This window comes from Celeribacter indicus, from assembly GCF_000819565.1.
Lineage (GTDB): Bacteria > Pseudomonadota > Alphaproteobacteria > Rhodobacterales > Rhodobacteraceae > Celeribacter > Celeribacter indicus.
On the sequence record NZ_CP004393.1, the window covers coordinates 2899531 to 2924827 of the forward strand.

At 67.7% G+C, this 25297-nt stretch carries 21 protein-coding genes; 5 read left to right on the forward strand and 16 right to left on the reverse strand.

Translation table 11 applies throughout. The annotated features are described in order from the left end of the window. The first annotated feature begins 189 nt into the window (after positions 1-189). The 3 genes from P73_RS14520 to P73_RS14530 all read left to right on the forward strand — a co-directional run bounded on the left by P73_RS14520 (position 190) and on the right by P73_RS14530 (position 4368). Positions 190-2649 (forward strand): heavy metal translocating P-type ATPase, encoded by a 2460-nt coding sequence (locus P73_RS14520; RefSeq protein WP_043870121.1) that lies wholly within the window; start codon positions 190-192, stop codon positions 2647-2649. Between the two features lie 270 nt (positions 2650-2919). Then, positions 2920-3486 (forward strand): c-type cytochrome, encoded by a 567-nt coding sequence (locus P73_RS14525; RefSeq protein ID WP_052453300.1) that lies wholly within the window; start codon positions 2920-2922, stop codon positions 3484-3486. An 18-nt stretch (positions 3487-3504) separates the two neighbouring features. Further along, entirely contained in the window at positions 3505-4368 is an 864-nt protein-coding gene (locus tag P73_RS14530; protein ID WP_043870122.1) for a DUF305 domain-containing protein, read from the forward strand. 25 nt (positions 4369-4393) lie between these two features. Here the strand turns inward: P73_RS14530 and ade are convergent, their stop codons facing one another. From ade to xylF, 7 genes are all read right to left on the reverse strand, one after another. Further along, positions 4394-6088: an adenine deaminase gene (ade, locus tag P73_RS14535; RefSeq protein ID WP_043870123.1), complete on the reverse strand. Its 1695-nt coding sequence runs from the start codon at positions 6086-6088 to the stop codon at positions 4394-4396. A gap of 10 nt (positions 6089-6098) precedes the next feature. Then, a complete protein-coding gene (locus P73_RS14540; protein WP_052453301.1) occupies positions 6099-7079 on the reverse strand; it encodes an NAD(P)-dependent oxidoreductase in 981 nt (326 codons plus the stop codon). A 110-nt stretch (positions 7080-7189) separates the two neighbouring features. Then, positions 7190-8494 (reverse strand): xylose isomerase, encoded by a 1305-nt coding sequence (xylA, locus tag P73_RS14545; RefSeq protein ID WP_043870124.1) that lies wholly within the window; start codon positions 8492-8494, stop codon positions 7190-7192. Beyond that, a complete protein-coding gene (gene xylB, locus P73_RS14550; protein ID WP_043870125.1) occupies positions 8491-9930 on the reverse strand; it encodes a xylulokinase in 1440 nt (479 codons plus the stop codon). The genes xylA and xylB overlap by 4 nt, the downstream gene beginning before the upstream one ends. 45 nt (positions 9931-9975) lie before the next feature. Then, positions 9976-10743, reverse strand: coding sequence for an ATP-binding cassette domain-containing protein (locus P73_RS14555; protein ID WP_043870126.1), 768 nt, complete (start codon positions 10741-10743; stop codon positions 9976-9978). Positions 10744-10755: 12 nt separating this feature from the next. Next, complete coding sequence (locus P73_RS14560) at positions 10756-12066, reverse strand: sugar ABC transporter permease (RefSeq protein WP_043870127.1); 1311 nt, start codon at positions 12064-12066, stop codon at positions 10756-10758. 129 nt (positions 12067-12195) lie between these two features. After that, the gene (gene xylF, locus P73_RS14565) at positions 12196-13224 is read right to left on the reverse strand and encodes a D-xylose ABC transporter substrate-binding protein (RefSeq protein WP_139267038.1); all 1029 of its coding nucleotides are present in this window, start codon (positions 13222-13224) and stop codon (positions 12196-12198) included. A 233-nt stretch (positions 13225-13457) separates the two neighbouring features. Here xylF and P73_RS14570 point away from each other — a divergent pair, with 233 nt between their 5' ends. After that, positions 13458-14714, forward strand: coding sequence for an ROK family protein (locus P73_RS14570; protein WP_052453302.1), 1257 nt, complete (start codon positions 13458-13460; stop codon positions 14712-14714). Then, positions 14711-16225: a CRTAC1 family protein gene (locus P73_RS14575; RefSeq protein ID WP_043870128.1), complete on the forward strand. Its 1515-nt coding sequence runs from the start codon at positions 14711-14713 to the stop codon at positions 16223-16225. The genes P73_RS14570 and P73_RS14575 overlap by 4 nt, the downstream gene beginning before the upstream one ends. Here P73_RS14575 and P73_RS14580 read toward each other — a convergent pair whose 3' ends face one another. The 9 genes from P73_RS14580 to prfB form a co-directional block, all read right to left on the reverse strand. Beyond that, positions 16226-17539: a cytochrome-c peroxidase gene (locus P73_RS14580; RefSeq protein ID WP_043870129.1), complete on the reverse strand. Its 1314-nt coding sequence runs from the start codon at positions 17537-17539 to the stop codon at positions 16226-16228. Continuing rightward, positions 17532-18362, reverse strand: a complete 831-nt coding sequence (locus P73_RS14585; RefSeq protein ID WP_043870130.1) for a TolB family protein — start codon at positions 18360-18362, stop codon at positions 17532-17534. Before P73_RS14585 ends, P73_RS14580 begins: the two co-directional genes overlap by 8 nt. 76 nt (positions 18363-18438) lie before the next feature. Continuing rightward, the gene (mgrA, locus tag P73_RS14590) at positions 18439-19482 is read right to left on the reverse strand and encodes an L-glyceraldehyde 3-phosphate reductase (RefSeq protein ID WP_043870131.1); all 1044 of its coding nucleotides are present in this window, start codon (positions 19480-19482) and stop codon (positions 18439-18441) included. Between the two features lie 90 nt (positions 19483-19572). Continuing rightward, complete coding sequence (locus P73_RS14595) at positions 19573-21303, reverse strand: SulP family inorganic anion transporter (protein ID WP_043870132.1); 1731 nt, start codon at positions 21301-21303, stop codon at positions 19573-19575. Between the two features lie 202 nt (positions 21304-21505). Continuing rightward, complete coding sequence (locus P73_RS14600) at positions 21506-21919, reverse strand: protein tyrosine phosphatase family protein (protein ID WP_043870133.1); 414 nt, start codon at positions 21917-21919, stop codon at positions 21506-21508. A gap of 99 nt (positions 21920-22018) precedes the next feature. After that, positions 22019-22909: an MBL fold metallo-hydrolase gene (locus P73_RS14605; protein WP_074743035.1), complete on the reverse strand. Its 891-nt coding sequence runs from the start codon at positions 22907-22909 to the stop codon at positions 22019-22021. Between the two features lie 35 nt (positions 22910-22944). Continuing rightward, positions 22945-23391 carry a YeeE/YedE family protein gene (locus P73_RS14610; protein ID WP_043870134.1) on the reverse strand — a complete coding sequence of 149 codons (447 nt, stop codon included), beginning with the start codon at positions 23389-23391 and terminating at the stop codon, positions 22945-22947. A 1-nt stretch (position 23392) separates the two neighbouring features. Further along, positions 23393-23827 (reverse strand): YeeE/YedE family protein, encoded by a 435-nt coding sequence (locus P73_RS14615; protein WP_043870135.1) that lies wholly within the window; start codon positions 23825-23827, stop codon positions 23393-23395. A 254-nt stretch (positions 23828-24081) separates the two neighbouring features. Next, positions 24082-25206 (reverse strand): peptide chain release factor 2, encoded by a 1125-nt coding sequence (gene prfB / locus P73_RS14620; RefSeq protein ID WP_043871769.1) that lies wholly within the window; start codon positions 25204-25206, stop codon positions 24082-24084. Positions 25207-25297 lie beyond the last annotated feature (91 nt).

Genomic DNA, 25297 nt, shown 5'->3' on the forward strand with positions numbered 1-25297 from the left:
GCCCGCCGGAAGGTGAAGTCACGTTGCGGTGAAGCCGCCCTTGCCTCCGAAGGCGCAGCGGGGAAGAAATCTGCCGCCATGACCTTCCACCCCTTGACCCTCCAGCGGCTGGAGGCCCTAAATCCGAAGGCAAGGTCAGGCTCCGGCCAATACGGCGGCCGGTGCGATCGACAGGATCAGGAGTGAACGATGACAGCGCATACCCCTCACAGTCATGACGACAGCCCTGCGGTCATCCGCGATCCGGTCTGCGGCATGACGGTCGATCCCGGCGCGGGAAAACCCACCGCCAGCCATGACGGGCATGTCTTCCACTTCTGTTCCGAAGGCTGCCGCGCCAAGTTCCTCGCCACGCCCGAGGCCTATCTCACGGCCACGGACCCGGTCTGCGGCATGACGGTCGACCGCGCGAGCGCGCAATTCATGTCGAAACACGCCGGCGAGCGGTTCTATTTCTGCTCCGCGCGCTGTCAGGAGAAATTCGACGCCCATCCTGAGGACTATACCGGCGCGACCGGCGCGCGCCCGCCCGCCGAGCCGATGCCGCAGGGAACGCAATACACCTGCCCGATGCATCCGGAGATCGTCCGGGACCATCCCGGCGACTGCCCGATCTGCGGCATGGCGCTCGAACCGATGACCCCGTCCGCGGACAGCGGTCCCTCGCCCGAACTCGTGGATTTCAGACGCCGCCTCTGGATCATGGGGCCGCTCGCCGCCGCCCTCTTCCTGCTCGAAATGGGCGGGCATGTGGGCCTGCCCGTCGCCGACTGGATCGGACACCGGAGCTTCCTTTGGCTCCAGTTCGCCCTCGCGACGCCCGTGCTCTGGCTCGCGCGCCCGTTTTTCGTGCGCGGATGGCGTTCGGTGGTGAACGTCTCGCCGAACATGTGGACGCTCATCTCCCTCGGCACGCTTGCGGCCTATCTCTTCTCCCTCGTCGGCCTGCTCGCCCCCGGTGTCTTTCCCGAGGCGATGCTGAGCGACCATGGGGTGCCGCCGGTCTATTTCGAGGCCGCGGCCGTGATCCTCGTGCTCGTGCTGATCGGGCAGATCATGGAACTGACCGCGCGCGAGCGGACGGGGGACGCGATCCGCGCACTGATGGACCTCGCCCCCAAGACCGCGCGCCGGGTGACGGCGGAGGGCGAGACGGATGTCCCGCTCGAGGAGGTGAAGGCCGGCGACAGGCTGCGGGTGCGGCCGGGGGAATCCGTGCCGGTGGACGGCGAGATCACCGAGGGGCATTCCGCCCTCGACGAAAGCATGATCACGGGCGAACCCGTGCCGGTCGAGAAATCCGCCGGCGACCCGGTCACCGGTGGCACACTCAACAAGACGGGCAGCTTCGTGATGGAGGCGAAGGCGGTTGGCGCGGAGACCACGCTTGCGCGCATCGTCGCCATGGTCGGCCAGGCGCAGCGCTCCCGCGCACCGATCCAGGGGCTCGCGGACCGCGTGTCGCTCTATTTCGTGCCGACGGTCGTGGTGGTGGCCATCGTGGCCTTCGTCGCCTGGCTCGTCCTCGGCCCGAGCCCCGCGCTCGGCTATGCGACGGTCGCCGCCGTCTCCGTGCTCATCATCGCCTGCCCCTGCGCGCTCGGCCTCGCGACGCCGATGTCGGTGATGGTCGGCACCGGGCGCGGCGCACAGGCGGGCGTGCTGATCCGCGATGCCGAGGCGCTCGAACGCTTCGCCAAGGTCGACACGCTGATCGTGGACAAGACCGGAACGCTGACGGAGGGCAAGCCGGCCCTCACCGACGTGATCGCACGCGACATTTCCGAGGCGGATCTGAAATCCTACGCCGCCGCCCTCGAACGCGGCTCCGAGCATCCGCTCGCGGAGGCCATCCTCGAAGGCACCGCCGACGCCCCGCGGCGGGAGGCGACGGATTTCGAGGCAGTGACCGGCAAGGGCGTGATCGCCACGGTCGAGGGCGCGCGCATCGCCCTCGGCAACGCGGCGCTGATGGCTGACGAGGGCGCGCAGACCGCCGCGTTCGAGGCCGATCTCGCCCGGCTCCAGTCGGACGGCAAGACCGCGATGTTCCTCGCGAAGGACGGCGCGGTGGTCGGCATCATCGCCGTCGCGGACCGGATCAAGCCGACCACGCCGGATGCGATCAGGGCGCTGCATGCCGAGGGACTGCGCATCGTCATGGCGACCGGGGACAGCGCCCGCACGGCGGAGGCCGTGGCCCGGCAGCTGGGCATCGACGAGGTACGCGCGGAGGTCTCGCCCGAGGACAAGGCCGCGCTGGTCGAGGAACTGCGCCGCGGCGGCGCGAAGGTCGCGATGGCCGGGGACGGGGTGAACGACGCCCCTGCCCTCGCCGCCGCCGATGTCGGCATCGCCATGGGCACAGGGGCCGATGTCGCGGTGGAGAGCGCCGGGCTGACGCTGGTGAAGGGCGATCTCACCGGCATCCTGCGCGCGCGCCGGCTGGCCGAGGCGGTGATGCGCAACATCCGCCAGAACCTCTTCTTCGCCTTCGCCTACAACACGGCCGGGGTGCCGGTCGCCGCGGGGGTGCTCTATCCGGCCTTCGGCATCCTGCTCTCCCCGATCATCGCGGCGCTCGCGATGAGCTTCAGCTCCGTCTCGGTGATCGCCAACGCCCTGCGCCTGCGCGGCGTGAAGCTCTGAGGCGGCGCTTGCCCCCGCGTGCGGCGCGCGGGGGCAATATACTGTTTTTTCAGGGAACATTCCTCACCTCCACCGCGTTCCCCGAGAGCACGCCACCGGCCCCGGCCGGCCAAGGGAGGGCATGGCGGTGCGGGAGAGGCCGCCGTCCGGGAACATGTTCATGCCGGAGCGGTTCGGTCTCCGGGCGCGTCCCGTGCCGGGGCGCATGCCCACGGCTCTCCCGAACCGATCGGGATCACCCGTCCCGGAACAGGCAATGGAGGAGACGCCATGGGCAGGAGTTTCGGAACCGGCATCGCGGCGGGGATCCTCGCCACCCTGCTCGCCGCCCTCGCGGTCTGGCTGATGGTCACCTATACCGGCGCCTATGACGTCTCGGCCAGGGATGCCCATACCGATGCCGTCCGCTGGACCTTCGACACGACGCTCCACCGCTCCGTCGCCTCGCGTGCCGAGGGGATCGAGCTGCCAGAGCGCAGCTCGCAGGACCTGATTGCCGAAGGCGCCGGTCATTACGCCGAAAGCTGCGTCCATTGCCACGGCGCGCCGGGCGAAGAGCCCGCGGGCTGGTCCCGCGGCATGCGTCCCGAGCCGCCGCGCCTTGCGGAGGTGGCGGCGGACTGGTCGGCCGAGGAAATCTACTGGATTGTGGAGAACGGCCTGAAGATGACCGGAATGCCGGCCTTCGGCCCGGACCATGACGGGGGCGAACTGTTGGCGCTGGCCGCCTTCGTGAGCGCGCTTCCGGGCCTCTCCGCCCAGGACTACGCGACACTCACCCGGCGCGATGGCGCAGGGGCGGCGCTGCCAGGCCCCGCGCCGACCGACGAAAATTAGACCACCGGAGGCACCCCCATGTCCTACATCCGCTTCGGCCTGATGATCCTCACCTCGACCGTGGTGATGTTCGTGCTGATGTATCTCAACACCTATGCCTGGGAACATGTGTTCTTTTCGGAAACGCGCACCTACATGGCGATCCTCATGGGCGCGACGATGGCGGTGGTCATGCTCGCCTACATGCTGGGGATGTATTCGAACAGGCGCCTCAACATCGCGATCTTCGCCGGATCGGTGATCGTCTTCGCGCTTTCGCTCTGGCTCGTGCGCAGCCAGGTCACCGTGTCCGGCCCGAGCTACATGCGGGCGATGATCCCGCACCACTCCATCGCGATCATGACCTCGGAACGTGCACAGATCCGCGACCCCCGCGTGCGCAAGCTTGCCGACGAGATCATCGAGGCGCAGCGGCGCGAGATCGCGGAGATGCGCTATCTCATCGCGGAAGTGTCCTCCGGCCGCGTCTCGGAAACGGTCTATGAGGATCCCCCGGCCGAACCGGGCACGATCGCCGACGCGCTCGGCACCACGCTCGTCTCCACCCTCGACCCCGCGCCCATGCCACAGGCGGAGGCGGACCGGATCCTCCCGCCGGGTCCGCGCTGCCGCTTCAACCGCAGCCCGGAAACCGATCCGATCCTCTGGACCTCCGCCGATGGCGCGCAGGCGGGGATGCGGCTCAATGGCGTCCTCGTCCCGCTCGAGAGCGTGGGCGCGGCGGAGGGCGACATCCAAAGCTTCGCCGCGGAGGGCAGCACGATCACCGTCCGTCGCCTCTCCGCGGAGGAGGCCGACTGGCGCCAGGGGGCCGAACTCGTCTTCTCCCTCGATGCGGGCCTCACCGTCGGCTATCGCGGCTTCTGGACCTGCGACGGCTGAGGGCGGCGCATCGTCCGCAGGGCGGTCAGGCGATGATCTCGAACCGTGTCACGTCGACCATGCCGCGGTCGGTGATCTTCAGCGCCGGGATCACCGGAAGGGCGAGGAAGGCGAGCTGGAGAAAGGGCTCCTCGAGCGTCACGCCCAGCGACCGCGCCGCCGCGCGCAGATCGACCAGCCGGTCGCGCACCGCCTCGAAAGGCTCGAGGCTCATCAGACCTGCGACCGGCAGGGAAAGCTCCGCCAGGATCTGTCCGTCGCGCATCACGACGAAACCGCCCTCGATCTCCGAAAGGCGGTTCGCGGCGCCGGCCATGTCGTCGTAATCGACTCCCACGCAGACGATGTTGTGATGGTCGTGACAGACGGTGGAGGCGATCGCCCCGGCCCGCAGCCCGAAGCCCCGCACGAAGCCCGAGGCGATATTCCCGTTCTTCCCATGCCGCTCGATCACCGTGATGCGCGCCAGATCGCGGGCCGGATCGGGACGCTTGTCTCCGTCGACGATGGGCACGGTTTCGGTCAGATGCTCGGTGAGGATCTTGCCCTCGAGAATACCGATCACATCGGTCTCCTCGCGATTGCCGCCGACACGGAAGTCCTCCGCCGCGACCTCGGGCGCCCTGACCGATCCGCGCCCGACCGGCGCAACATGTCCGCGCGTGGCGAAAGCCTCGTCCGTGACCTCCACGCCGCCCGAAAAGACACTGACAGCATTGCAGGTTTCAAGGCCGTCCAGAACCACGACATCGGCCCGCTTGCCCGGCGCGATCATGCCGCGATCCTTCAGCCCGAACGCTTCCGCGGCCGAGAGCGTCGCCGCGCGGTAGACCGCGAGCGGCGGACAGCCGAGCGCGATCAGGGTGCGGATCATGTAATCGAGATGGCCATGTTCCCCGATGTCGAGCGGGTTGCGGTCATCCGTGCACAGGCACATGTAAGGTGCCGTCAGATCAGACAAAAGCGGCTGCAACGCATGGAGGTCCTTCGACACGGATCCCTCCCGGATCAGCACCCGCATCCCCTTGCGCAGCTTCTCCCGCGCCTCCGCCTCGGTCGTCGCCTCGTGTTCGGTGCGGATGCCGGCGGCGATATAGGCGTTGAGATCGCGGCCGGAAAGCTGCGGGCAATGGCCGTCGATATGGCCGCCCTCGAACAGGCGGAGTTTCTCCATCGCCTGAGGATCGCGATGTATCACACCGGGATAATTCATGAATTCCGCCAGTCCGATGGCCGATGGATGCCCCATCACCTGCCGGAGATCCTCGGCCAGAAGCTCCGCCCCGGCGGTTTCCATATGGGTCGAGGGCACGCAGGAGGAGAGTTGCACCCGGATGTCCATCAGCGTGTGTTCGGAGGCCCGCTGGAAATAACGGATCCCGTCGAGACCGATCACATTGGCGATTTCGTGCGGATCGCAGATCGCCGTCGTCACCCCGCGCGGCAGCACGCAGCGGTCGAATTCGAAGGGCGTCACCAGCGAGCTTTCGATATGCAGATGCGTGTCGATGAAGCCCGGAACGATGACCCGCCCCGTCACGTCGATCTCCCGGTGCCCCTCGTAGCGCTCGAAGACGCCGGCGATCCGGTCGCCTGCAATGGCCACATCTCCGGGGATCAGCTCGCCGGTCATCAGATCGAGGATCCGGCCGCCCCTGAGCACGATATCCGCCTTTTCCTCGCCCCGCGCAACGGCGATGCGTCGCTCCAGATCCGTCATGTCCGATCTCCTACACCCTGACTGCGGGCACCCGCTCCATCTCCTCGGGCAGGCCGATGGCCGCCCGTTCCGCATCGCGCCGCGCCACCAGCCAGACGACGCGCGCGCCCCTTTCCAGTTCCTCGAAAATCACCCGGCGCTGGTCGGAGACGAGCCAGCCCTCCGTGCCGTGATCGCGTCCGACGACGATGCGCGCGGCGTCGCGGCGGGCGAGTTCCAGAAGCGGCGCAAAGGCCGCCTCGGCACAGATCACCAGATCCGCCTCCTGCATCCGCTGCACCGCGCGCAGCGTCATCAGGTCGGGTTCCACCGTCGAAACCGGCAGGAGCGTCACCTGCCCCCTGCCGTCATCGTCCGGCGCACCACCCGCGGCGATGGCCTCCTTGATCGCCGCCGCCGCCGCGCGCTCCGCCCCGCGCGCGTGAAGCCGCCGCGGCGCACCGTCATAGACCCAGCGCCAGAAGGCCCGCCGCCGCGCCTGCGGCACATGTTCCGCCACCGTGCCGCGCAGCCGTCCGCCCAAGGCCACGAGATCGCCGAGCCGGGGCTCGAGCAATCCCTCGAGCCGGGTCTTCACCTGCCGCGCCAGCACCGGGGCCGCCCCCTCCGTGCCGATGGCCACGACGAGCGGATCGCGGTCGACGAGCGAGGGCGTCACCGCCTCGCACAGATCCGGCCGGTCCACCACGTTGAAGGGCACGCGCGCCGCGCGCACCAGCGCCGCGACCTCCTCGTCGCGCGCCTCGTCCCCGGTGCAGACAAAGACCAGCGCCGCGTCCTCGAACAGGTCGGAGGCGATCTCGCCCGGATGGTGCGCGGCACGCCCTTCCGCGACGAGGGCGGCGATTTCCGGGTCGAGCTCGGGAGCGACGAAGGTCAGCCGCGCCTCGGTCTTCAGCATCAGCCGCGCCTTCTGCGCCGCCGTCTCTCCGCCCCCGACGATCAGCACGTCGCGATCCGCCATGCGCAGGAACATCGGAAAGAATTTCATCGGCGCGACCTCTTCTGGCGGGGTTTGCCCCAAGGTCTCCCATCGGCCCCGAAAAGACAAGAGCGCCCGTCGGAATGACGGACGCTCCCCCTTCTGGCCATCGCTGTCGCTCAGACGAACGTGCTGACGAGGTTTTCCAGACGCTCCTGACGCCCCGAGCGCGGCTCGGGATTGATGTCTTCGGAGAGCACCCGCGCCTCGATGGCCGCAAGATCGCCCTGCCGGAGCATCGCGGCATTCTCGGACCTGTCCCAATCGGCATAGCGTTCGGCGCGCAACTGCTCGAGACGGCCGTCCGCGAGCATCGCCGCCGCCGCCTTCAGCCCGCGCGCGCACATGTCCATGGCGCCGACATGGGCGAGGATCAGATCCTCGGGATCGAGCGATTGCCGACGGATCCGCGCGTCGAAATTGGTGCCCCCGGTGGTGAACCCGCCTGCCTTCAGGATCTCGTAATAGGCAAGCGCCACCTCGTGCGGCGCGTTCGGAAACTGGTCCGTATCCCAGCCGGACTGGTAGTCGTTGCGGTTCATGTCGATGGAGCCGAGGATGCCCAGAGAGGCCGCCATCGCAAGCTCGTGCTCGAAGCTGTGGCCGGCGAGGATCGCATGGCCCTGTTCGATATTCATCTTCACCTCGGTCTCGAGACCGTAGCGCCTGAGAAAGCCGTAGACCGTGCCGACGTCGAAATCATACTGGTGCTTCGTCGGCTCCTGCGGTTTCGGTTCGATCAGGATGGTGCCCTGCCAGCCGGTCTTGTGCTTGTAGTCGACCACCATCTCGAGCATCCGCGCCGCCTGGTCCGCCTCCTTGCCGAGATCGGTGTTCAGCAGCGTCTCATAGCCCTCGCGCCCGCCCCAGAGCACATAGTTCTCGCCCCCGAGCCGGATCGTCGCATCCATGCAGGTCTTGATCGTCGCCGCCGACCAGGCGAAGACGTCGGGATCGGGATTGGTGGCGGAACCGGCCATGAAGCGGCGGTGGCCGAACAGATTGGCGGTGCCCCAGAGGAGCTTTGTCTTCGAGCTTTCCATCTTCTGCGCGAAATACTCGACGATCTCCTCGAGATTGCGCTTGTTTTCCGCGAAATTCGCGCCTTCCGGCCGCACATCGGCGTCATGGAAACAGAAGAAGGGCGCGCCGAGGATGTCGAACATGTCGAAGGCGGCATCGGCCTTCATCTTTGCCTTTTCCATCCCGTCGCCGAACCATGGCCGGTCAAAGGTGCGGCCGCCGAACGGGTCGCCCCCCTCATAGGCGAAGCTGTGCCAATAGGCGACGGCAAAGCGCAGATGATCCTCCATCCGCTTGCCCATCACCAGCGCGTCGGGGTCGTAATGCCGGAAGGCGAATTCGTTCCGGCTTTCCGGCCCCTCATAGGAGATTTTCGGAATGCCCTTGAAAAACTCTGTCATGTCAGCCCCTTGATAGCGGTTTGCGCAGCCTTGAACCGGGCGAACCCGTCCTCGAATGCCGCAGTCAGCCCGGTGACGGGCGCGATGCTCGCCTGCGTCTCGGGCGTGGTGGCGATCTCCGCCCCCTGCCCGGTCGCGGCCATCATGCCGAGGCGCGCGGCCCCGAAGGCCCCGCCGAAATCGCCCGCGACGGGCAGATCGACAGGCACGCCCAGAGCTGTGGCGATGGCCTCGCACCAATAGCGCGACCGCGAGCCGCCGCCGACGGCCAGAAGCCGGTCGATCCGCGTGCCGGTCGCGGCGAGCGCCTCGGCGCAGTCCCGGATCGCATAGGTGACGCCTTCGAGCACGGCGCGGGTGCCCGCCGCCGTGTCGGTGGCGTGTTCGAGACCGACGAAGGCGCCGCGGATCGCCGCGTCGTTGAGCGGCGTGCGCTCCCCGCCGAGATAGGGCAGGAACCGCGTCTTGCCCGGTGCCTCGAGCGCCCCGAGACGGGCGGTGAGATCCGCGGCGGACTGCCCGGTGAGGCGGCCATACCAGTTGAGCGCATCGCTCGCGGCGAGGATCACGCCCATCTGGTGCCATGTGTCCGGCAGCGCGTGGCAGAAGGTATGCACCGCCGTGCCCGCATCCGGCTGATAGCCGTCATTGGCCGCGAAGAGCACGCCGGACGTGCCCAGCGAGACAAAGGCCTGCCCGGCCTTCACCACGCCCACCCCGATGGCCGAGGCTGCATTGTCGCCGCCGCCGCCGGCGACGATGCAGTTTGCCGGCAGGCCCCATTTCGCGGCGAGATCGACGCGGACCTGGCCGGATGTCTCGGAGCCCTCGACGAGCCGCGGCATGAAGGATCGGTCCATCCCGGTCGCGGCGAGAAGATCGTCCGACCAGTCCCGCGCGCCGGTGTCAAACCAGCTCGTTCCCGCGCTGTCGGACATGTCCCCGACGAACTCTCCCGTCAGGTAGAAGCGCAGGTAATCCTTCGGCAACAGCACCTTGGAGACCTTTTCAAAGGTATCGGGTTCATTGTTCCTCACCCACAGGAGCTTTGGTGCGGTGAAGCCCGGAAAGACGATATTGCCGGTGACCTCGCGGAACCGCGGATCGGCATCGAGCGCGGCGGCCTCCTTGTGGGCGCGCGTGTCGTTCCACAGGATGCAGGGCCGGAGCACCTCGTCCGCGGCATCGAGGAGCGTCGCGCCGTGCATCTGGCCCGACAGGCCGAGGCCGCGCACCGCCGACAGATCGGCCTTCCGGCCGAGCGCCGCCATCACCCTGTCGCAGGCATCGAGCCAGCTTTGCGGCGCCTGTTCCGACCAGCCGTCATGGGGGCGCTCGTTGGTGAGCGGCGCATTGGCTTCCGCAACGATGCGCTGATCGTCGTCGATGAGGATCGCCTTGAGACCCGAAGTCCCGAGATCTAGTCCGATATACATGGAAAATCCGTTGGTTGGGCGCGGGACCCTGGCCCCGCGCCGGTGTCAGTAGGCCTGCGGCGGACGCTTGCCGAGGATGATCATGCCAAGGATATCCTCGTCGGTCACCTCGTTCACGTTCACCGTCCCGACATTCTGGCCGTTCTTCATCACCATCGCGCGATCGCAGAGCCGCATCACGTTGTGGATGTCGTGCTCGATGAGGAAGATGCCGAGGCCCTGCGTCTTCAGCTCCTCGATCAGTTCGGCCACCATCTGTGTCTCGTGCGGGCCGAGCGCGGCGGTGGGTTCGTCCATGATGAGGATCTTCGCGTTGAAATAGACCGCGCGGGCGATGGCGACGGACTGGCGCTGGCCGCCCGAGAGGGCGGAGACAGGCTCCTTGAACTTCTTGAAGTTGGGATTGAGCCGCCCCATGATCCTGCGCGTCTCCGCCTCCATCGCCGGCTCGTCCACGAAGCCCATCGGCGTCACCAGCTCCCGGCCCAGGAAAAGGTTCGAGGCGGCGTCGAGATTGTCGGCGAGCGCGAGGGTCTGGTAGATCGTCTCCACGTTATACTTGCGCGCGTCGCGGGTGTTGCGGATCTCGGCCTTTTCGCCGTTGATGAAGATTTCTCCCTGATCCATCTGATAGGCGCCCGAGAGGCATTTGATGAGCGTGGACTTGCCCGCCCCGTTGTGCCCGAGAAGCCCCATGACCTCCCCCGGATAGAGATCGACGCTGACGTGATCGACCGCCTTGATCCCGCCGAAGGAGATGGAGATGTCGCGCAGCTCCACGAGCGGTGTGCCGGTGTTCGGATTCTGTCCCATGGCCCTCTCTCCCTAAGCCCTGATCCCGAGCCGCTTGCGATACTGGATGTCGATCCAGACCGCGAGCACCAGCACGGAGCCGACGACGATGTTCTGGAGCGGCGCATCCACGCCGACCATCGCCATGCCCGATTGCAGCGACTGCATGATGAGCGCACCGAGGATGGCGCCGTGGATCGTCCCGATCCCGCCGGAGAGCGCCGTGCCGCCGATGACGGCGGCCGCAATCACCCGCAGTTCGTCGAGCGTGCCGATGTCGTTGGCATGGCTTTGCAGCCGCGCGGAGGCGATCACCGCGGAGAGGCCGCAGAGGAACCCCATGAGGGCAAAGACCTTGACCGTCAGCAGCTTGGTGTTGATGCCCGACAGCTCCGCGGCATCCGGATTGCCGCCGGTGGCGAAGATATACTTGCCGAGGCGGGTCTTCTTCGCGAGCACCGTCATGGCGATGGCGACGACGGCCAGCACGATGACCGAGATCGGCAGGCCGTAGCCCTGGGTGAAGCCCTCCGGCAGCACCTCGCCGCGCGCCTCGAAGATCCGGCGCAGCTTGCCGGTCGGCATGTCATAGGCGTTGAGCGTCGCGACATAGCCCATGATGACCGCGATGGCGAGGCCCGCGAGGGTGAATTCCGCCCAGAGCGGTTTCGTCGGGAACTGGTGGCGCTTGCGCGACTGGCGCGCGTTCCAGATCGCCCAGACCGCGCCGGCGGAGGCGAGCGCGCCCACGACCCAGGACAGGGTGACGCCCAGCGTCCCGTCGGCCCCGCCGAGGATCCTGTAATTCTGGTCGAGCGGCGCGATGGTCTGCCCGTCGGTCACGTACCAGCCGACGTAACGCCAGACCAGCAGCCCGCCGAGCGTGACGATGAAGGCCGGAATGCCCTGGTAGCCCACGAGCCAGCCGTTGAACGCGCCGATGAGCGTACCGACCGCCAGGCAGGCGAGGACCGCCAGGGGGGCGATCATGGGGTTGCCATAGTCGAGCCCGACGACCTGCGGCAGCCAGCGCGCCTGCACCATCGCCCCGATCGCCGAGGAGATCGCGAGGATCGCGCCGACGGAGAGGTCGATATGGCGCGTGACGATGACGAAGACCATGCCCGTCGCCATGATCGCGACGGAAATCGTCTGGACCGTCAGGTTGAAGACGTTGCGCGGGGTGATGAAGCGCCCGTCCGTGAAGAAGTTGAAGGTGAGCGCGATCAGGACGAACGCCCCCACCATACCCATCAGACGCATGTCGAGTTCGAGCCGGGAGAAGGCGGATTTGCCCGCGCCCGCGCCGCTGTCCTGCGTCTTTGCCTGATCTGCCGTAGTCATGTGTCTCCTTTCGACATCGCCACGCGCCGGGACGGCTGCGCGATATCCGGATCCTGTGCCGGCATGGGGTGCCGCGCGCCCGTCACGCGCCCGGCCCGCGTGCCGGGCCGGATGCGTGTGCATCGGGGATCAGTTGCAGGGCGCCGGGCCGTCGGACACGCCCTGGCAGAGCGCCTCCTGCGAGATCCAGCCCGCGTCGACGACGACGGAGAGGTTGTCCTGCGTCACCGGCACCGGCTCGAGGAATTTCGCGTTCATCTCGACGCCGCCGGGCGTGGTGAATTTCACCGTGTCCGCGATATCCTCGGGCGCGGTGCCGCCCGCGAGTTCCACGGCGATCTCGGCGGCGTTGCGGCCGAGATCCCGGCTGTCCTTCCACACCGACACGGTCTGCGTGCCGAGCGCGATGCGGTTGAGCGCGGCGTGGTCGGCGTCCTGCCCGGAGACCGGGATGCCCGCCATGCCCTGCGAGGTGAGCGCCGCGACCGCGCCGCCCGCGGTGCCGTCGTTGGAGGCCACGACCGCGTCCACCTCGTTGTCATTGGCGGTCAGGATCGATTCCATGTTGCGCTGCGCATTGGCCGGGAGCCAGCCGTCGGTATAGGCCTCGCCCACGATGGTGATGTCGCCGGCGTCGATCGCCTCCTGAAGCACCTCCTGCTGACCACCGCGCAGGAAGTCGGCATTCGGGTCGGTCGGCGAGCCCTTGATCATCACGTAATTGCCGGAGGGCGCGGCCTCGAGCACGGCGCGGGCCTGCATCCGGCCCACCTCGACATTGTCGAAGGTCAGGTAATAGGCGCGCGGGTCCTCGATCAGCCGGTCATAGGCGATCACCGGGATCTCCTCGTCGGCGGCCATTTCCACCGCGGGGATCACCGCCTGGGTGTCCTGCGCGAGCACGATCAGCGCGTCCACGCCCTGTGCGATCAGCGCCTCGATGTCGGACAACTGCTTGGCCGAGGATGATTGCGCATCGGCGGAAACATAGGTCGCCCCGGCCTCCTCGAGCGCGGCCTTGATCGCGGCCTCGTCGGTCTTCCACCGCTCCTCCTGGAAATTGGACCAGGACACGCCCACCGTCAGGTCCTGGGCCATCGCGGATGTAACGAAACCTGCCGCCACGATCGTGGCGGCCATCAGCATGGATTTACGCATGACTCTCCTCCCATGTTGCCACGCCGCGGCCTTCCTCTCCAAAGCGTCCGCGGCGGTCCGACTCGCTGCCGGCTGGATGCAGCATGGCATATTAAATTCGGGTGTCAAAATAAAACTCACCAAGATACTTCAGTTTCCTATGGAAAACCGGGCCGATCCATGGCTTAATCGCCCCTGATTTGGGCCGACCCGGAAATGACACCCGAATTAAATTAGGTCAGCGAATTTTATTGATGCCCGACACGGACCATGACATACGCCGCGACGACAGCGCCCTTCCGGGCTGCGGACCCCTGTTTCCGAGCGCGGAAACCGGCGCGAAACCGAACCGCCGCCAGATCTTCGAGGCGGTGCGCGCCGCCGGGGCCATCGCCCGCGTCGACGTCGCCCGGCAGATCGCGGTCTCGCCCGCCACGGTCACGCAGATCTCCTCAGACCTCATCGCCGCCGGGCTGATCGTCGAAACGGAACTGCCGCGCCGCGACAGCGACAGCACCCGCGGCCGCCCGCCCGTCGGCCTCGCCGTCAAGCCGGAGGCGGGCGTCGTGGTCGGGATCAAGATCTCCGACCGCTCGAACTCGGCCGTGGTGCTCGACCTCGCGGGCACCATGCTGGGCTCGGCCACCCTGCCCGCCCCACCCGCCGCACGCACCACCGAGGAACTGCTCGACGAGGCCGAGACGGTGATCCGCGCGGCACTCGCCAATGCCGGAACCGGCCCCCGCCGGCCGGATGCCGTGGCGCTCGGCCTTCCCGGCATGGTCGATTTCGACCTCGGCCGGGTGCTCTGGTGCCCCTTTGCGACGGAAAGCGACATTCCCCTGCGCGACCTGCTCACCGAACGGCTCGGCGTGCCGGTGCAGATCGACAACGACGCGAACCTCCTGGCACTTGCCGAGCTGTGGTTCGGCGCCGGGCGCGGGCTCGACAACTTCGCCGTCGTCTCCATCGAGCACGGGCTCGGCATGGGCCTCGTGATCCGCCACCAGCTTCACCGCGGCGGCATGGGACACGGGATGGAGCTCGGCCATACCAAGGTGCAGCTCGACGGCGCGCTCTGCCGCTGCGGCCAGCGCGGCTGTCTCGAGGCCTATGTGGCCGACTACGCTCTTGTCCGGGAGGCCCATACCGCGCTCAATCTCGGCCATCAGAGCACCTGCGCCGACGACATGCTCGAAACCCTCTACCGGCAGGCCAAGGAAGGCAACGAGCTTGCCAAGACGATCTTCAACCGCGCGGGACGCTATCTCGCGGCGGGGCTCGCCAATGTCGTGACGCTTTTCGATCCGGCGCTCATCCTTCTCTCCGGCGAGCGGCTGCGCTACGATTTCCTCTATGCCGAGGATGTGCTCAACGAGGCGCGCGCGCTCACGCTGAAACCGGGACGGCCCCCGACGCCCGTGGAAATCCACGCCTGGGGCGATCTCGTCTGGGCGCGCGGCGCGGGGGCGCTGGCGCTCGATTTCGCCACGGAGATGCTTGTGGGATGACCCGCACAGGACTTGCCTGCCTCGCACTCGCCGCCCTGCCGGGCGCGCTCCCGGCCCAGACGATCCCGCAGTTCCTCAACCAGTCGGACGCCCTGCCCGAACACGTCTACACCGGCGGCTGGGAGCATTTCGTGGGCGGCGGTGTCGCGATCTTCGATTGCGACGAGGACGGGCTGCCGGAGCTGTTCGCCGCCGGCGGCGACAGTCCCGCGCAGCTCATGCTGAACCGCTCGGATCCCGGCGGGGCGCTGTCCTTCGCAGCCGGCGAGATGATGGAGATCACCGGCGCGACCGGCGCCTATCCTCTCGACATCGACAGCGACGGGATCACCGATCTCGCGGTGTTGCGCGTCGGGGCGAACATGCTGCTTCAGGGTGTCGGCAATTGCAGCTTCCGCGATGCGACCGAAGCCTGGGGTCTCGAGACGACGGATCGCTGGACCACCGCCTTCGCCGCCGGCTGGGAAGGCGGAAACATCCGGCCGACGCTGTTTTTCGGCAATTACGTCGACCGCAGCGATCCCGACGGCCCCTTCGAGGCCTGCGACGTCAACGAATTGCACCGCCCGACCGGCGCGGGCTATGAGAAGACCGACCTCGCACCGGGTTTCTGCGCCCTCTCCGCGCTGATCTCCGGTGGCGCGCGCGGCGTGCAGAGCCTGCGCCTGTCGAACGACCGGCATTACTATGTCAAGGGCGGCTACGAACAGGTCTACGATCTCGCCGCGGACCGGTTCCTCGACGAGAGCGACGGCTGGGAGCGCGTGTCGCTCTGGGGGATGGGCATCGCCGAGCGGGACGTGAACGGCGATCAGGTGCCCGATGTGATGCTGACCTCGATGGGCGACCAGCTCTTGCAGTTCGGTCATGCGGACGGCGGCTACGAGGCCGCGCCCTTCGACACCGGCACCTATGCGCATCGCCCGCATATCGGCGACGACGGCCGCCCCTCGACCGGATGGCAGGCCGACTGGGGCGACGTCGACAATGACGGGCGCGCGGATCTGTTCATCGCGAAGGGCAATGTCGAGCAGATGCCGAACAATGCCGCGCGCGATCCCAACAACCTGTTGCAGCAGAAGCCCGACGGAAGGTTCCGTGAAGTCTCCGTCGCCGCGGGCACCGCCTCGACGGCGAAATCGCGCGGCGGCGGGCTCGTCGATCTCAATGCGGACGGGCTGCTCGACCTGGTGGTGGTCAACCGCGAAAGCCCGATGGAGCTCTATCGCAACGTCACGCCGAAGGCGGGGCATTACCTCCACGTCTCCCTCGCGCAGCGCGGCGCGAACCCGGAGGCGGTGGGCGCGCGGGTCAGCCTGCGCACCGGGGCGGGCGTGCAGATGCAGGAGCTCAGCATCGGCGGCGGGCACGGGTCGGGCAAGGCCGTGCCGCTGCATTTCGGCCTCGGCGCGGCGGAGCGGGCCGAGGCGCGGGTGGTCTGGCCGGACGGGGAAACGACCGGCTGGGTCGGGATCGCGCCGGTGGACCGCTGGGTTGAGCTGTCGCGCTGATCACTTCTCGAACGGCAGGCCCGAGGGCACGGCATCGGGGATGCCGAGCCGGTCCGGATCGTCCTCGAGCGCGGCGAGGAAGGCCATGAGCGCGTCGATCTGAGGCGCGGTCAGCACCCGGTCCTCCACCGCAATGGCGGCGAGGATCTCCGCCCGGTCGGCCTCGCTGTCCATCACCTCCCAGTCCTCGACCGGAAGATCCGGGAGCACCGCCTGTGCCCGGTCATAGGTCGCGAAGGCGGCGCGCGGCGCGAGATGGGCGACGAGAAAGCCGCGCAGTTCGGCATAGGCACCCGCGTGGCCATAGGGCGCGGTGAGCGTGACGTTGCGCAGGGAGGGCGTGCGGAAGGCGTAAAGATCCCCGGCATGTCCGGTGACGCGAAACCGCCCCTCGTCCCGGCTGCCGCGCTCGAAATCGAGCGTCTTGCCCGGCCCGATCTGCACCTGCCCCATGGCGTGAAAGGCGTGATCGGTCTGGAAGGTGCCGGAATGGCAGGCGGCACAGCCGGCCTCGCCGTAGAACAGCCGCATCCCCGCTTCCGCCTCGGGCGGCAGATCCGCCTCCCCGCGCAGGTAGCGGTCGAAGGCGCTGTCGTCGGCGCGGAATTCGAAGGCCATGAAGGCGGCAATGGCGTTGGAGATATCGGCGAAATGGATCGCCCGCCCCGCGGCGATCTCGGGATAGACCGCCTCGAACCGGGCGCGGTAGGCGGGGATCGCGGCGACGCGCTGCGCGATGATGTCCCAGGCACCGCCCTGCTCCGAGAACCGCCCCTTGCGGATCGCCTTCGACAGGTCGCTCTCGTTCACGTTTCCGCCCATCTCGTCGGGGGAGAGCACCGGGAAGGCCGCCTGCGTCGCGAGAATGCCGGAGACGCGGGCAAAGAAGCCATCCTCCACCGGCACGCGCAGATGGCCGTCCACCGTCTCCACCCGCCCGTCATGGAACATGCGCGTATATTCCCGCGCCCCGAGGTTGTAGAGCGCAGGCGCGTTGCGCGGCACCCGGTCCTCGGGCAGGTTCGCGGGATCGGCGACGCGCTCGGGACCGAGCCCGACGCCGCCCTCGCCCAGGCCGAGCGACAGACCGTCCGAGGTGCCGAACCGCGGGTGGTGACAGGTCGAGCAGGAGATGTTGCGATTGCCGGAGAGCACCGGATCGTAGAACAGGAGCTGGCCGAGCCGTGCCTCCTCGGGATCGACGGCGAGGAAATCCGCCTCCGTGGCGGGGCGCGGCAGGGAGAGGCGGGAGAGGTCCGCCGCCAGGACCGGCGCGGCGGCGAGGCACAGCGCGGCGGCGAGCGCCCTAGACATGGTCCACATAGGCGAAGGCCACGCCATCGGGCGACCAGGAGGGCACGTTGATCGTGCCCTGCCCGCCGGTGATCTCGACAAGCGTCTCCGTCTGTCCCGTCTCCGCGCGCCAGAGACGCAGCGAGACATGCATGTCCGCCGGGTGGCCGACCGTGCCCTCGGGATAGGCGAGATAGACGACCTTCTCCCCGTCCGGCGAGGGATGCGGGAACCAGTTCACCAGCGCATCGTCGGTCATCCGCTCGAGGCCGGAACCGTCCCTGCGCACGCGCCAGAGCTCCGAGGCGCCGGTGCGGTCCGAGTTGAACCAGAGCCATTCGCCATCGGCCGAGAAATCCGGCCCGTCGTAATGATGCGCCCCCTCGATCACGCAGCTTTCGCCGGTCCCGTCGAGCGCGGCGGTATAGATCCCGAACAGCCCCTCGCGCACCGCCGTGTAACAGATCGTCGTCCCGTCGGGGGAGACGCCGTGGAACCAGGAGGGGCTCTTTGCGGTCACCCGCTGCGGATCGGCCTCCTCCTCCCCCAGCGCCATGCGCCAGATCACCGCCCCCTCCCCGAAGGTGTGATCGGAGAACAAAAGCGTCTCCCCGTCCGGCGTGATGCCGTGATCGTTGTTGAGCCTGAGGCACAGGCCGGTGTCGATTTCCAGAAGCTCGGGCGCGTCGAGATCGACCCAGTAGAGGCTTCCCTCCCCGTTCACGAGCAGCGCCGTTCCGTCCGGCGTCCAGTTCGGGGCGGAAATCTCCCGCTCCGTCTCGAGCACGGGAAAGGCATGGCCTTCCTCGAAATCGTAGATCATCAGCCGCGATCTGCCTGCCATATCCGCGCCTCCCGCAGCATTCGTCTCCCGAGGCTACACGCTTGTCGCGGCGCCGACAATCGCCCGTGCGCGCCCCTCACGCGCGTTCGCCATGGCCTTCGGAAGATTGCGCCCAGAGGTTGATATGCGGCTCCTCGGCGATGGCGTCGATGGCGACGATCTCCTCCGGGCTGAAGGCGAGATTGCCGGTCGCGCCGGCACAGTCGATCACCTGTTCGGGCCGCGACGCGCCGATGAGCGCCGAGGTGATGCCGCCGTCGCGCAGCACCCAGGCGATCGCCATCTGTGCGAGCGTCTGCCCCCGCGCCTCCGCGATCTCGTTGAGCTTGTTCAGCGCCACCACCGTGTGATCGGAAAGCATCTCCGGCGCGAGCGACTTGCCCTGCGTGGCGCGCGAACCTTCGGGAACGCCCTTGAGATAGCGGCTCGTCAGCATGCCCTGGGCAAGCGGGGTGAAGGCGATGGAGCCGACGCCGAGTTCCCTGAGCGTGGCCTTCAGCCCGTCGCGCTCGATCCAGCGGTTGAGCATGTTGTAGGAGGGCTGATGGATGAGACAGGGCGTGCCCAGTTCCTCAAGGATCGCCACCGCCTGCCGCGTGCGCTCCGAATTGTAGGAGGAGATGCCGACGTAAAGCGCCTTGCCCTGGCGCACGAGCGTGTCGAGCGCGCCCATCGTCTCCTCGAGCGGGGTTTCGGGATCGAAGCGGTGGGAATAGAAGATGTCCACGTACTCCAGTCCCATGCGCCGGAGCGACTGCTCGCAGGACGCGATGAGAGACTTGCGCGACCCCCAGCTGCCGTAGGGGCCCGGCCACATCTCGTAACCGGCTTTCGAGGAGATCACGAGCTCGTCGCGCAGCCCCCTGAAATCGCTGGCGAGGATCTCGCCGAACGCCGTTTCCGCGCTGCCCGGCGGCGGGCCGTAATTGTTGGCGAGGTCGAAATGGGTGATACCGAGATCGAAGGCGGTGCGCAGGATCGCGCGCTTGGTGGCGGGATCGCCATCCGCGCCGAAATTGTGCCACAGCCCGAGCGAGATCACCGGCAGTTTCAGCCCGGATCTTCCGCACCGGCGATAGACCATCCGTTCATAGCGTGCCGCGTCAGGGCTGTAGCTCATGCCTCGTCCTCCGATGTTCCGGCGCTATGATGTGGCGCGCGGCACGGTGGCGTCAATCCTGCCGCGCCTTCCCGACCGCTGCGGCGGCACTCAGGCCGGCTCTGCGGGCGCGCCGCCAAGGGCCGTCATCGCGGCATATTGGCTGAGAAACACCTGCCCCGTCAGATCGCGAAGCAAATGCGATTTCTGCAACCGGTCCATCACCGGGCCCTTCACCTCCGACAGGTGCAGCGCGATGCCCCCCTCCGCCAGCCGCCGGTTCAGCTCCCCGAGCGTCTCGAGTGCCGAGGTGTCGATCTCGTTCACCGCCGGGCACATCAGCACGACATGGCGGATCGCGCAGTCGCCGGCGATGCGGTCGAGGACGTAATCCTCGAGGAAGCGGGCATTGGCGAAATAGAGGCTTTCGTCGACGCGGATCGCAAGCACCTCCGGCGTGGTGAGCACGTCGTGGCGCCGGATGTTGCGGAAATGCTCGGTGCCGGGGATGCGCCCGACCTCGGCGATATGCGGCTTCGATGTCTTGTAGAGATGCAGGGCGACGGACAGGATCACCCCGGCGGAAACGCCCGTCTCCACGCCGATCCCGAGGGTGAGCAGGATCGTCGCGAGGACGGCGGCGAAATCGGCCCTGTCATAGGTCCAGGTGGTTTTCAGGATCCTGAAATCGACGAGCGAGAGCACCGCGACGATGATCGTGGCGGCGAGCGTCGCGATGGGAAGGAACTCGAGGAGCGGCGTGAGGAACAGCGCGGCAAGCGCGATGCCGACGGCGGTGAAGGCCCCGGCGGCCGGTGTTTCCGCCCCCGCGTCGAAATTCACCACGGAGCGCGCGAAACCTCCCGTGACCGGGTAACCGCCCGACAGGGCCGCCGCCACATTCGCCGCCCCGAGGCCGATGAGCTCCTGATCGGGCCGGATGCGCTGGCGCCGCTTGGCGGCGAGCGTCTGCGCGACGGAGACGGACTCGACGAACCCGATGATCGAGATGAGAAAGGCCGCGCCAATGAGATCGCGCCAGACCGAAGGCGCGAACTGCGGCAGGGTCAGCGGCGGCAGCCCGCGCGGAATCTCCCCGACGCCCCGCACCCCCTGCGTGTCGAGGCGGAAGGCGTAGCAGAGCGCCGTCGTCACCGCCACCGCCGCCACCGGCCCCGCCTTTGTCGCGATATCGGCAAGGCCCGGTGCGACACCCCGCGACACCAGAAGCGGCTTCAGCCCCCTGCGCACCCAGAACAGGAAGGCGATGGCCCCGAGCCCGATCGCGAGCGTGGGCGGATGGACTGCGGGAAGATGCGCGGCGAGCGAAATCAGCATCTCCACCAGCGTCCCGCCGGAGGCGGGCACCCCGAGGACATGCCTTGCCTGCGACGTGGCGATCAGCAGGCCGGAGGCGGTGATGAAGCCCGCGATCACCGGGTGCGACAGGAAATTCGCGAAAAACCCCAGCCGGAAGATCCCCATGGCGAGAAGGATGAGCCCCGACAGAAAGGCGAGCGTGACCGCCGCGGCGGCCTGCTCCGCCGGGCTCCCGAGCGCCATGTCCCCCAGCGCGGCGGCGGTCATCAGGGAGACCACGGCCACCGGTCCGACCGCCAGCGTGCACGAGGTGCCGAAGATCGCATAGGCCACGAGCGGCAGGACCGAGGCGTAGAGACCCATCTCCGCCGGCAGGCCCGCGAGCAGCGCATAGGCCAACGACTGCGGAATCAGCATGATCGTCACGATGAGCGCGGCGAGCCCGTCACTGGCGAAGGTGGCGGCGGTATAGTGCGCGCCCCAGTCGAGGATCGGCAGAGCGCGTCTCAGGCGGGGCGACATGGCCTCTCCCTGTCCTCTTGCCGACCTGCCGACGCGCCGGCGGGCAGGCAAGCCGGCGCGGGGCCCATCTCATGCGCCACATGAGAAGTTATCGACATGTCTCTGAAAATATTATGGAAGTCAATCCATGTAGGCCAGCGGAAAACACCGCCCCCATCCCGCCTCCGCGTCCGGCACGGAGGCGGGATGGGGACCGGACCCCCTAGCGGGCCAGCAGCGCGGCGATGGCGCTCAGATCGTAGCCGGCACCCGCCGCCTGTTTCAGGATCTCCTCCGGCGCCAGATTGCCGGCGCGCGACAGGGCCCATGCGGTCGTCGAGCGCGTGCCCGACCGGCAATAGGCATAGACCGGCCCCTCGGCCTCGTCGATCAGCCGCCCCATCTCCGCGATGAGATCCGGCGTGAACTGGCCCGGAACGATCGGCAGATAGGCAAAGGCGAGCCCCGCCTCCTGCGCCGCCGCCGCCATCGTCTCCGAGCCGTGCTCCGGCCCGATTTCCGCGTCGGGGCGATTGTCGATGATCGTGGTGAAGCCCTTCTCGGCAAGAATGGCGATCTCCTCCGGCGTGATCTGGCCACTGACGGTCAGACGGTCGTTGATCCTGTTGAAATCCATGGTGCTCTCCTGATGCATGTGCAGCCGCGCCGGTCCCTCTGCCGGGGAACGGACGGCGAGGCCCGGAGGGAGCGGTCGGGATGCCACCGGCAGGAAACATCACAGGCCGTTCACCGGAACCTTCAGGAATGTCTTGCCATCCTTGTCCGCCGGAGGCAACTCGCCCGCGCGCATGTTCACCTGCAAGGACGGCAGGATGAGCCGCGGCATGTCGAGCTGGGCGTCGCGCGCGGTGCGGAAGGCGACGAATTCCTCCTTCGACCTGCCGCCGCCGACATGGATGTTATGCGCCTTCTCCGCGCCCACCGTGGTCTCCCACTGGATGTCGCGCCCGTTCGGCCCGTAATCGTGGCACATGAAGAGCCGCATCTCGTCGGGCAGCGCCAGGACCTTCTGGATCGAGTCATAAAGCTGCCCCGCATCTCCGCCCGGAAAATCCGCACGCGCCGACCCGCCGTCCGGCATGAACAGCGTGTCCCCGACAAATGCCGCATCGCCCATCACATGCACCATGCAGGCGGGCGTGTGTCCCGGCGTGTGCATCGCGAAACAGGTCATCCCGCCCACCCGATAGCTGTCGCCGTCCCCGAACAGCCGGTCGAATTGCGACCCGTCGCGCCGGAACTCGGTCCCCTCGTTGAAGACCTTGCCGAACACGTCCTGCACGACGGTGATGTTCTCCCCGATGCCGATCCTGCCGCCGAGCGCGTCCTGGAGATAGGGCGCCGCGGACAGGTGGTCGGCATGCACATGCGTCTCGATCAGCCACTCGACCCTGAGGCCCCGCGCCTTCACCCAGGCAACGATCGCATCGGCGCTCTCGTGGGAGATGCGGCCCGCCGCGTAGTCGATGTCCATCACGCTGTCCACCACCGCGCAGGCCCCGGATCCGGGATCCTTCACGACATAGGAAATCGTCCAGGTCGCGGGGTCGAGGAAGGCCTTCACCTCCGGATGCACCGTCATGTCGACGGGATAGCGCGAAACCATGTCCATATGTCCTTTCTCCTGGCCGCGACTGTCGCTCATGTCTCCGCGCGGCCCGCCGCTCGCCCCGCGGCCAGTTTCATCGTCGCGCGGGCGGCAAGGAGTCCCGCAACCAGCGCCGCAGAGAAGAGCCACACATCCGCCTTGCCGGTGCCGAGCGCTGGAAGCGCCCCGCCCGGACAGAACCCGGCGATGCCCCAGCCGATGCCGAAGACCACCGATCCGCCGACGAGCCGCGCGTCGATCGCCCGCGCCGCCGGCAGGACGAAACGCGGCGCGAAGACAGGCGCCCCGAGGCGCCGGAACACGATCCGGTAGCCCGCGAAGGTCACCGCCAGAGCCCCACCCATCACGAAGAGCAGCGAGGGATCCCAGTTTCCGGCGACGTCGAAGAAATTCAGGACTTTCGCCGGGTTCGCCATGCCGGAGACGGAAATCCCGAGGCCGAAGAGCAGGCCGATGAGCCAGGTGGCGATCAGTTTCATGTCACGCCCCTCCGATCACATGGCGGATCACGAAGACGGTGATCGCGGCGGAAAGCATGAAGGACAGGGTCGCCACGATCGAGCGCGGCGAAAGCCGCGCCATGCCGCAAATGCCATGACCGGAGGTGCAGCCGGACCCGTAGCTCACGCCGATCCCGACAAGGACCCCGCCGAGGACCAGCGCCGGTTTCGACACCGGCACCTCCACCGCGGGCATCTGCCCCGTCAGGAGCATATAAGCGAGCGGTCCGGCAACCATCCCCGCCAGAAGCGCGGCGCGCCAGGCCCGGTCGGAGGACTGCGCCGGGATCAGCACGCCCGCGAGCACGCCCGTCGCGCCCAGGATCCGACCCTGGACGGCCATGAGCAGCACCGCCGCGGTGCCGATGAGAATGCCGCCCGCGAGGGAGGCGAAGGGGGTGAAGTCGGTGATCATGCCGCGCGCCCTCCGGGCCGGAGGGGGGCGGACGCTGCCTGTTCGGTCATCTCGTGCATATCCCTGATCGCGATATTTCGCAGTCTCGCAACATGACTAAGCGATCCGCCGCGGCCCGTCGGTGAGTTTGTCACAGTCCCGCGCGGAAAGTGACCGCCCGTCGCGCAAGACGTCGCAAAACGCGCCGCGGATCTTCTCCGGGCGCGCTCCTGCTGGCTTTTTGCTGCAAAAAATACTCCCGCGCGGCGCGCGGATCAGTCCTCGGCGCGGGCGTCGGCGCGGGATTTTCCCGCCACGTCCATCGCCAGCGTCGCCGCCATGAACTTGTCGAGATCGCCGTCGAGCACGCCCTGCGTGTCCGAGGTCTCGTAATTGGTGCGCAGGTCCTTCACCATCTGGTAGGGCTGCAACACATAGGACCGGATCTGGTTGCCCCAGCCCGCCGAGCCCTTGTTCTCATGCGCCTCGTTGATCGCCGCCGACCGTTTCTCCAGCTCCAACTGATAGAGCCGCGATTTCAGCGCCTTCATCGCGATGTCGCGGTTCTGGTGCTGCGATTTCTCGGAAGATGTCACCACGATCCCGGTCGGGTGGTGGGTGATCCGCACCGCCGAGTCGGTCGTGTTGACGTGCTGGCCGCCCGCACCCGAGGAGCGGAAGGTGTCGATGCGGATATCGGCGGGGTTGACCTCGATCTCGATATTATCGTCCACCACCGGATAGACCCAGACGGAGGCAAAGGACGTCTCGCGCGTGCCCTTGCCAAACGGCGAAATCCGCACCAGACGGTGCACGCCGCTCTCGGATTTCAGCCAGCCATAGGCATTCGGCCCGGAAATCTTGTAACCGCAGGACTTGATGCCCGCCTCCGCCCCCGCTTCCTCGAACTGAAGCTCGACCGTGTAGCCCTTCTTCTCCGCCCAGCGGACATACATCCGTTGCAGCATGGAGGCCCAGTCGCAGGCCTCCGTGCCGCCCGCGCCGGCGTTGATCTCGAGGAAGGTGTCGTTGCCGTCCGCCTCGCCGTCGAGCAGCGCCTCGAGCTCCTTCGCGGCGGCGGTCTCGGCAAGCGCCTTCAGCGCGGCCTCGGCATCGGCGACGACCTCCTCGTCCTCCTCCATCTCGCCCAGTTCGATGAGCTCGACATTGTCGCGCAGGTCCGTCTCGATGCTCTCGGCGGTCTTGAAGGCATCCATCAGGCCCTGCCGCTCGCGCATCAGCTTCTGCGCCCGCGCCGGATCGTCCCAGAGCGTCGGATCCTCGATCATCGCGTCGAATTCCTCGAGCCGGTGGGGCGCGGTCTCCCAATCCATCCGCTGCTTCAGCAGCGCGAGGGATTTTTCGATCTTGGCCACAACATTCTGGATTTCAGCGCGCAAGGGGATCACCTGTGAGATCGTCTTTTCGGGTCCGGTGAGAGATACGCGCAGGAGCGCCCGGACACAAGGGGGTGCCGTCCGGGGGCGACGA

What these genes read in the sequence shown, in the direction of transcription:
- P73_RS14520 (WP_043870121.1), top strand. Translation starts at nt 190, where the DNA reads ATGACAGCGCATACCCCTCACAGTCATGACGACAGCCCTGCGGTCATC.
- P73_RS14525 (WP_052453300.1), top strand. Translation starts at nt 2,920, where the DNA reads ATGGGCAGGAGTTTCGGAACCGGCATCGCGGCGGGGATCCTCGCCACC.
- P73_RS14530 (WP_043870122.1), top strand. Translation starts at nt 3,505, where the DNA reads ATGTCCTACATCCGCTTCGGCCTGATGATCCTCACCTCGACCGTGGTG.
- ade (WP_043870123.1), bottom strand. Translation starts at nt 6,088, where the DNA reads ATGACGGATCTGGAGCGACGCATCGCCGTTGCGCGGGGCGAGGAAAAG.
- P73_RS14540 (WP_052453301.1), bottom strand. Translation starts at nt 7,079, where the DNA reads ATGAAATTCTTTCCGATGTTCCTGCGCATGGCGGATCGCGACGTGCTG.
- xylA (WP_043870124.1), bottom strand. Translation starts at nt 8,494, where the DNA reads ATGACAGAGTTTTTCAAGGGCATTCCGAAAATCTCCTATGAGGGGCCG.
- xylB (WP_043870125.1), bottom strand. Translation starts at nt 9,930, where the DNA reads ATGTATATCGGACTAGATCTCGGGACTTCGGGTCTCAAGGCGATCCTC.
- P73_RS14555 (WP_043870126.1), bottom strand. Translation starts at nt 10,743, where the DNA reads ATGGGACAGAATCCGAACACCGGCACACCGCTCGTGGAGCTGCGCGAC.
- P73_RS14560 (WP_043870127.1), bottom strand. Translation starts at nt 12,066, where the DNA reads ATGACTACGGCAGATCAGGCAAAGACGCAGGACAGCGGCGCGGGCGCG.
- xylF (WP_139267038.1), bottom strand. Translation starts at nt 13,224, where the DNA reads ATGCGTAAATCCATGCTGATGGCCGCCACGATCGTGGCGGCAGGTTTC.
- P73_RS14570 (WP_052453302.1), top strand. Translation starts at nt 13,458, where the DNA reads ATGCCCGACACGGACCATGACATACGCCGCGACGACAGCGCCCTTCCG.
- P73_RS14575 (WP_043870128.1), top strand. Translation starts at nt 14,711, where the DNA reads ATGACCCGCACAGGACTTGCCTGCCTCGCACTCGCCGCCCTGCCGGGC.
- P73_RS14580 (WP_043870129.1), bottom strand. Translation starts at nt 17,539, where the DNA reads ATGTCTAGGGCGCTCGCCGCCGCGCTGTGCCTCGCCGCCGCGCCGGTC.
- P73_RS14585 (WP_043870130.1), bottom strand. Translation starts at nt 18,362, where the DNA reads ATGGCAGGCAGATCGCGGCTGATGATCTACGATTTCGAGGAAGGCCAT.
- mgrA (WP_043870131.1), bottom strand. Translation starts at nt 19,482, where the DNA reads ATGAGCTACAGCCCTGACGCGGCACGCTATGAACGGATGGTCTATCGC.
- P73_RS14595 (WP_043870132.1), bottom strand. Translation starts at nt 21,303, where the DNA reads ATGTCGCCCCGCCTGAGACGCGCTCTGCCGATCCTCGACTGGGGCGCG.
- P73_RS14600 (WP_043870133.1), bottom strand. Translation starts at nt 21,919, where the DNA reads ATGGATTTCAACAGGATCAACGACCGTCTGACCGTCAGTGGCCAGATC.
- P73_RS14605 (WP_074743035.1), bottom strand. Translation starts at nt 22,909, where the DNA reads ATGGTTTCGCGCTATCCCGTCGACATGACGGTGCATCCGGAGGTGAAG.
- P73_RS14610 (WP_043870134.1), bottom strand. Translation starts at nt 23,391, where the DNA reads ATGAAACTGATCGCCACCTGGCTCATCGGCCTGCTCTTCGGCCTCGGG.
- P73_RS14615 (WP_043870135.1), bottom strand. Translation starts at nt 23,827, where the DNA reads ATGATCACCGACTTCACCCCCTTCGCCTCCCTCGCGGGCGGCATTCTC.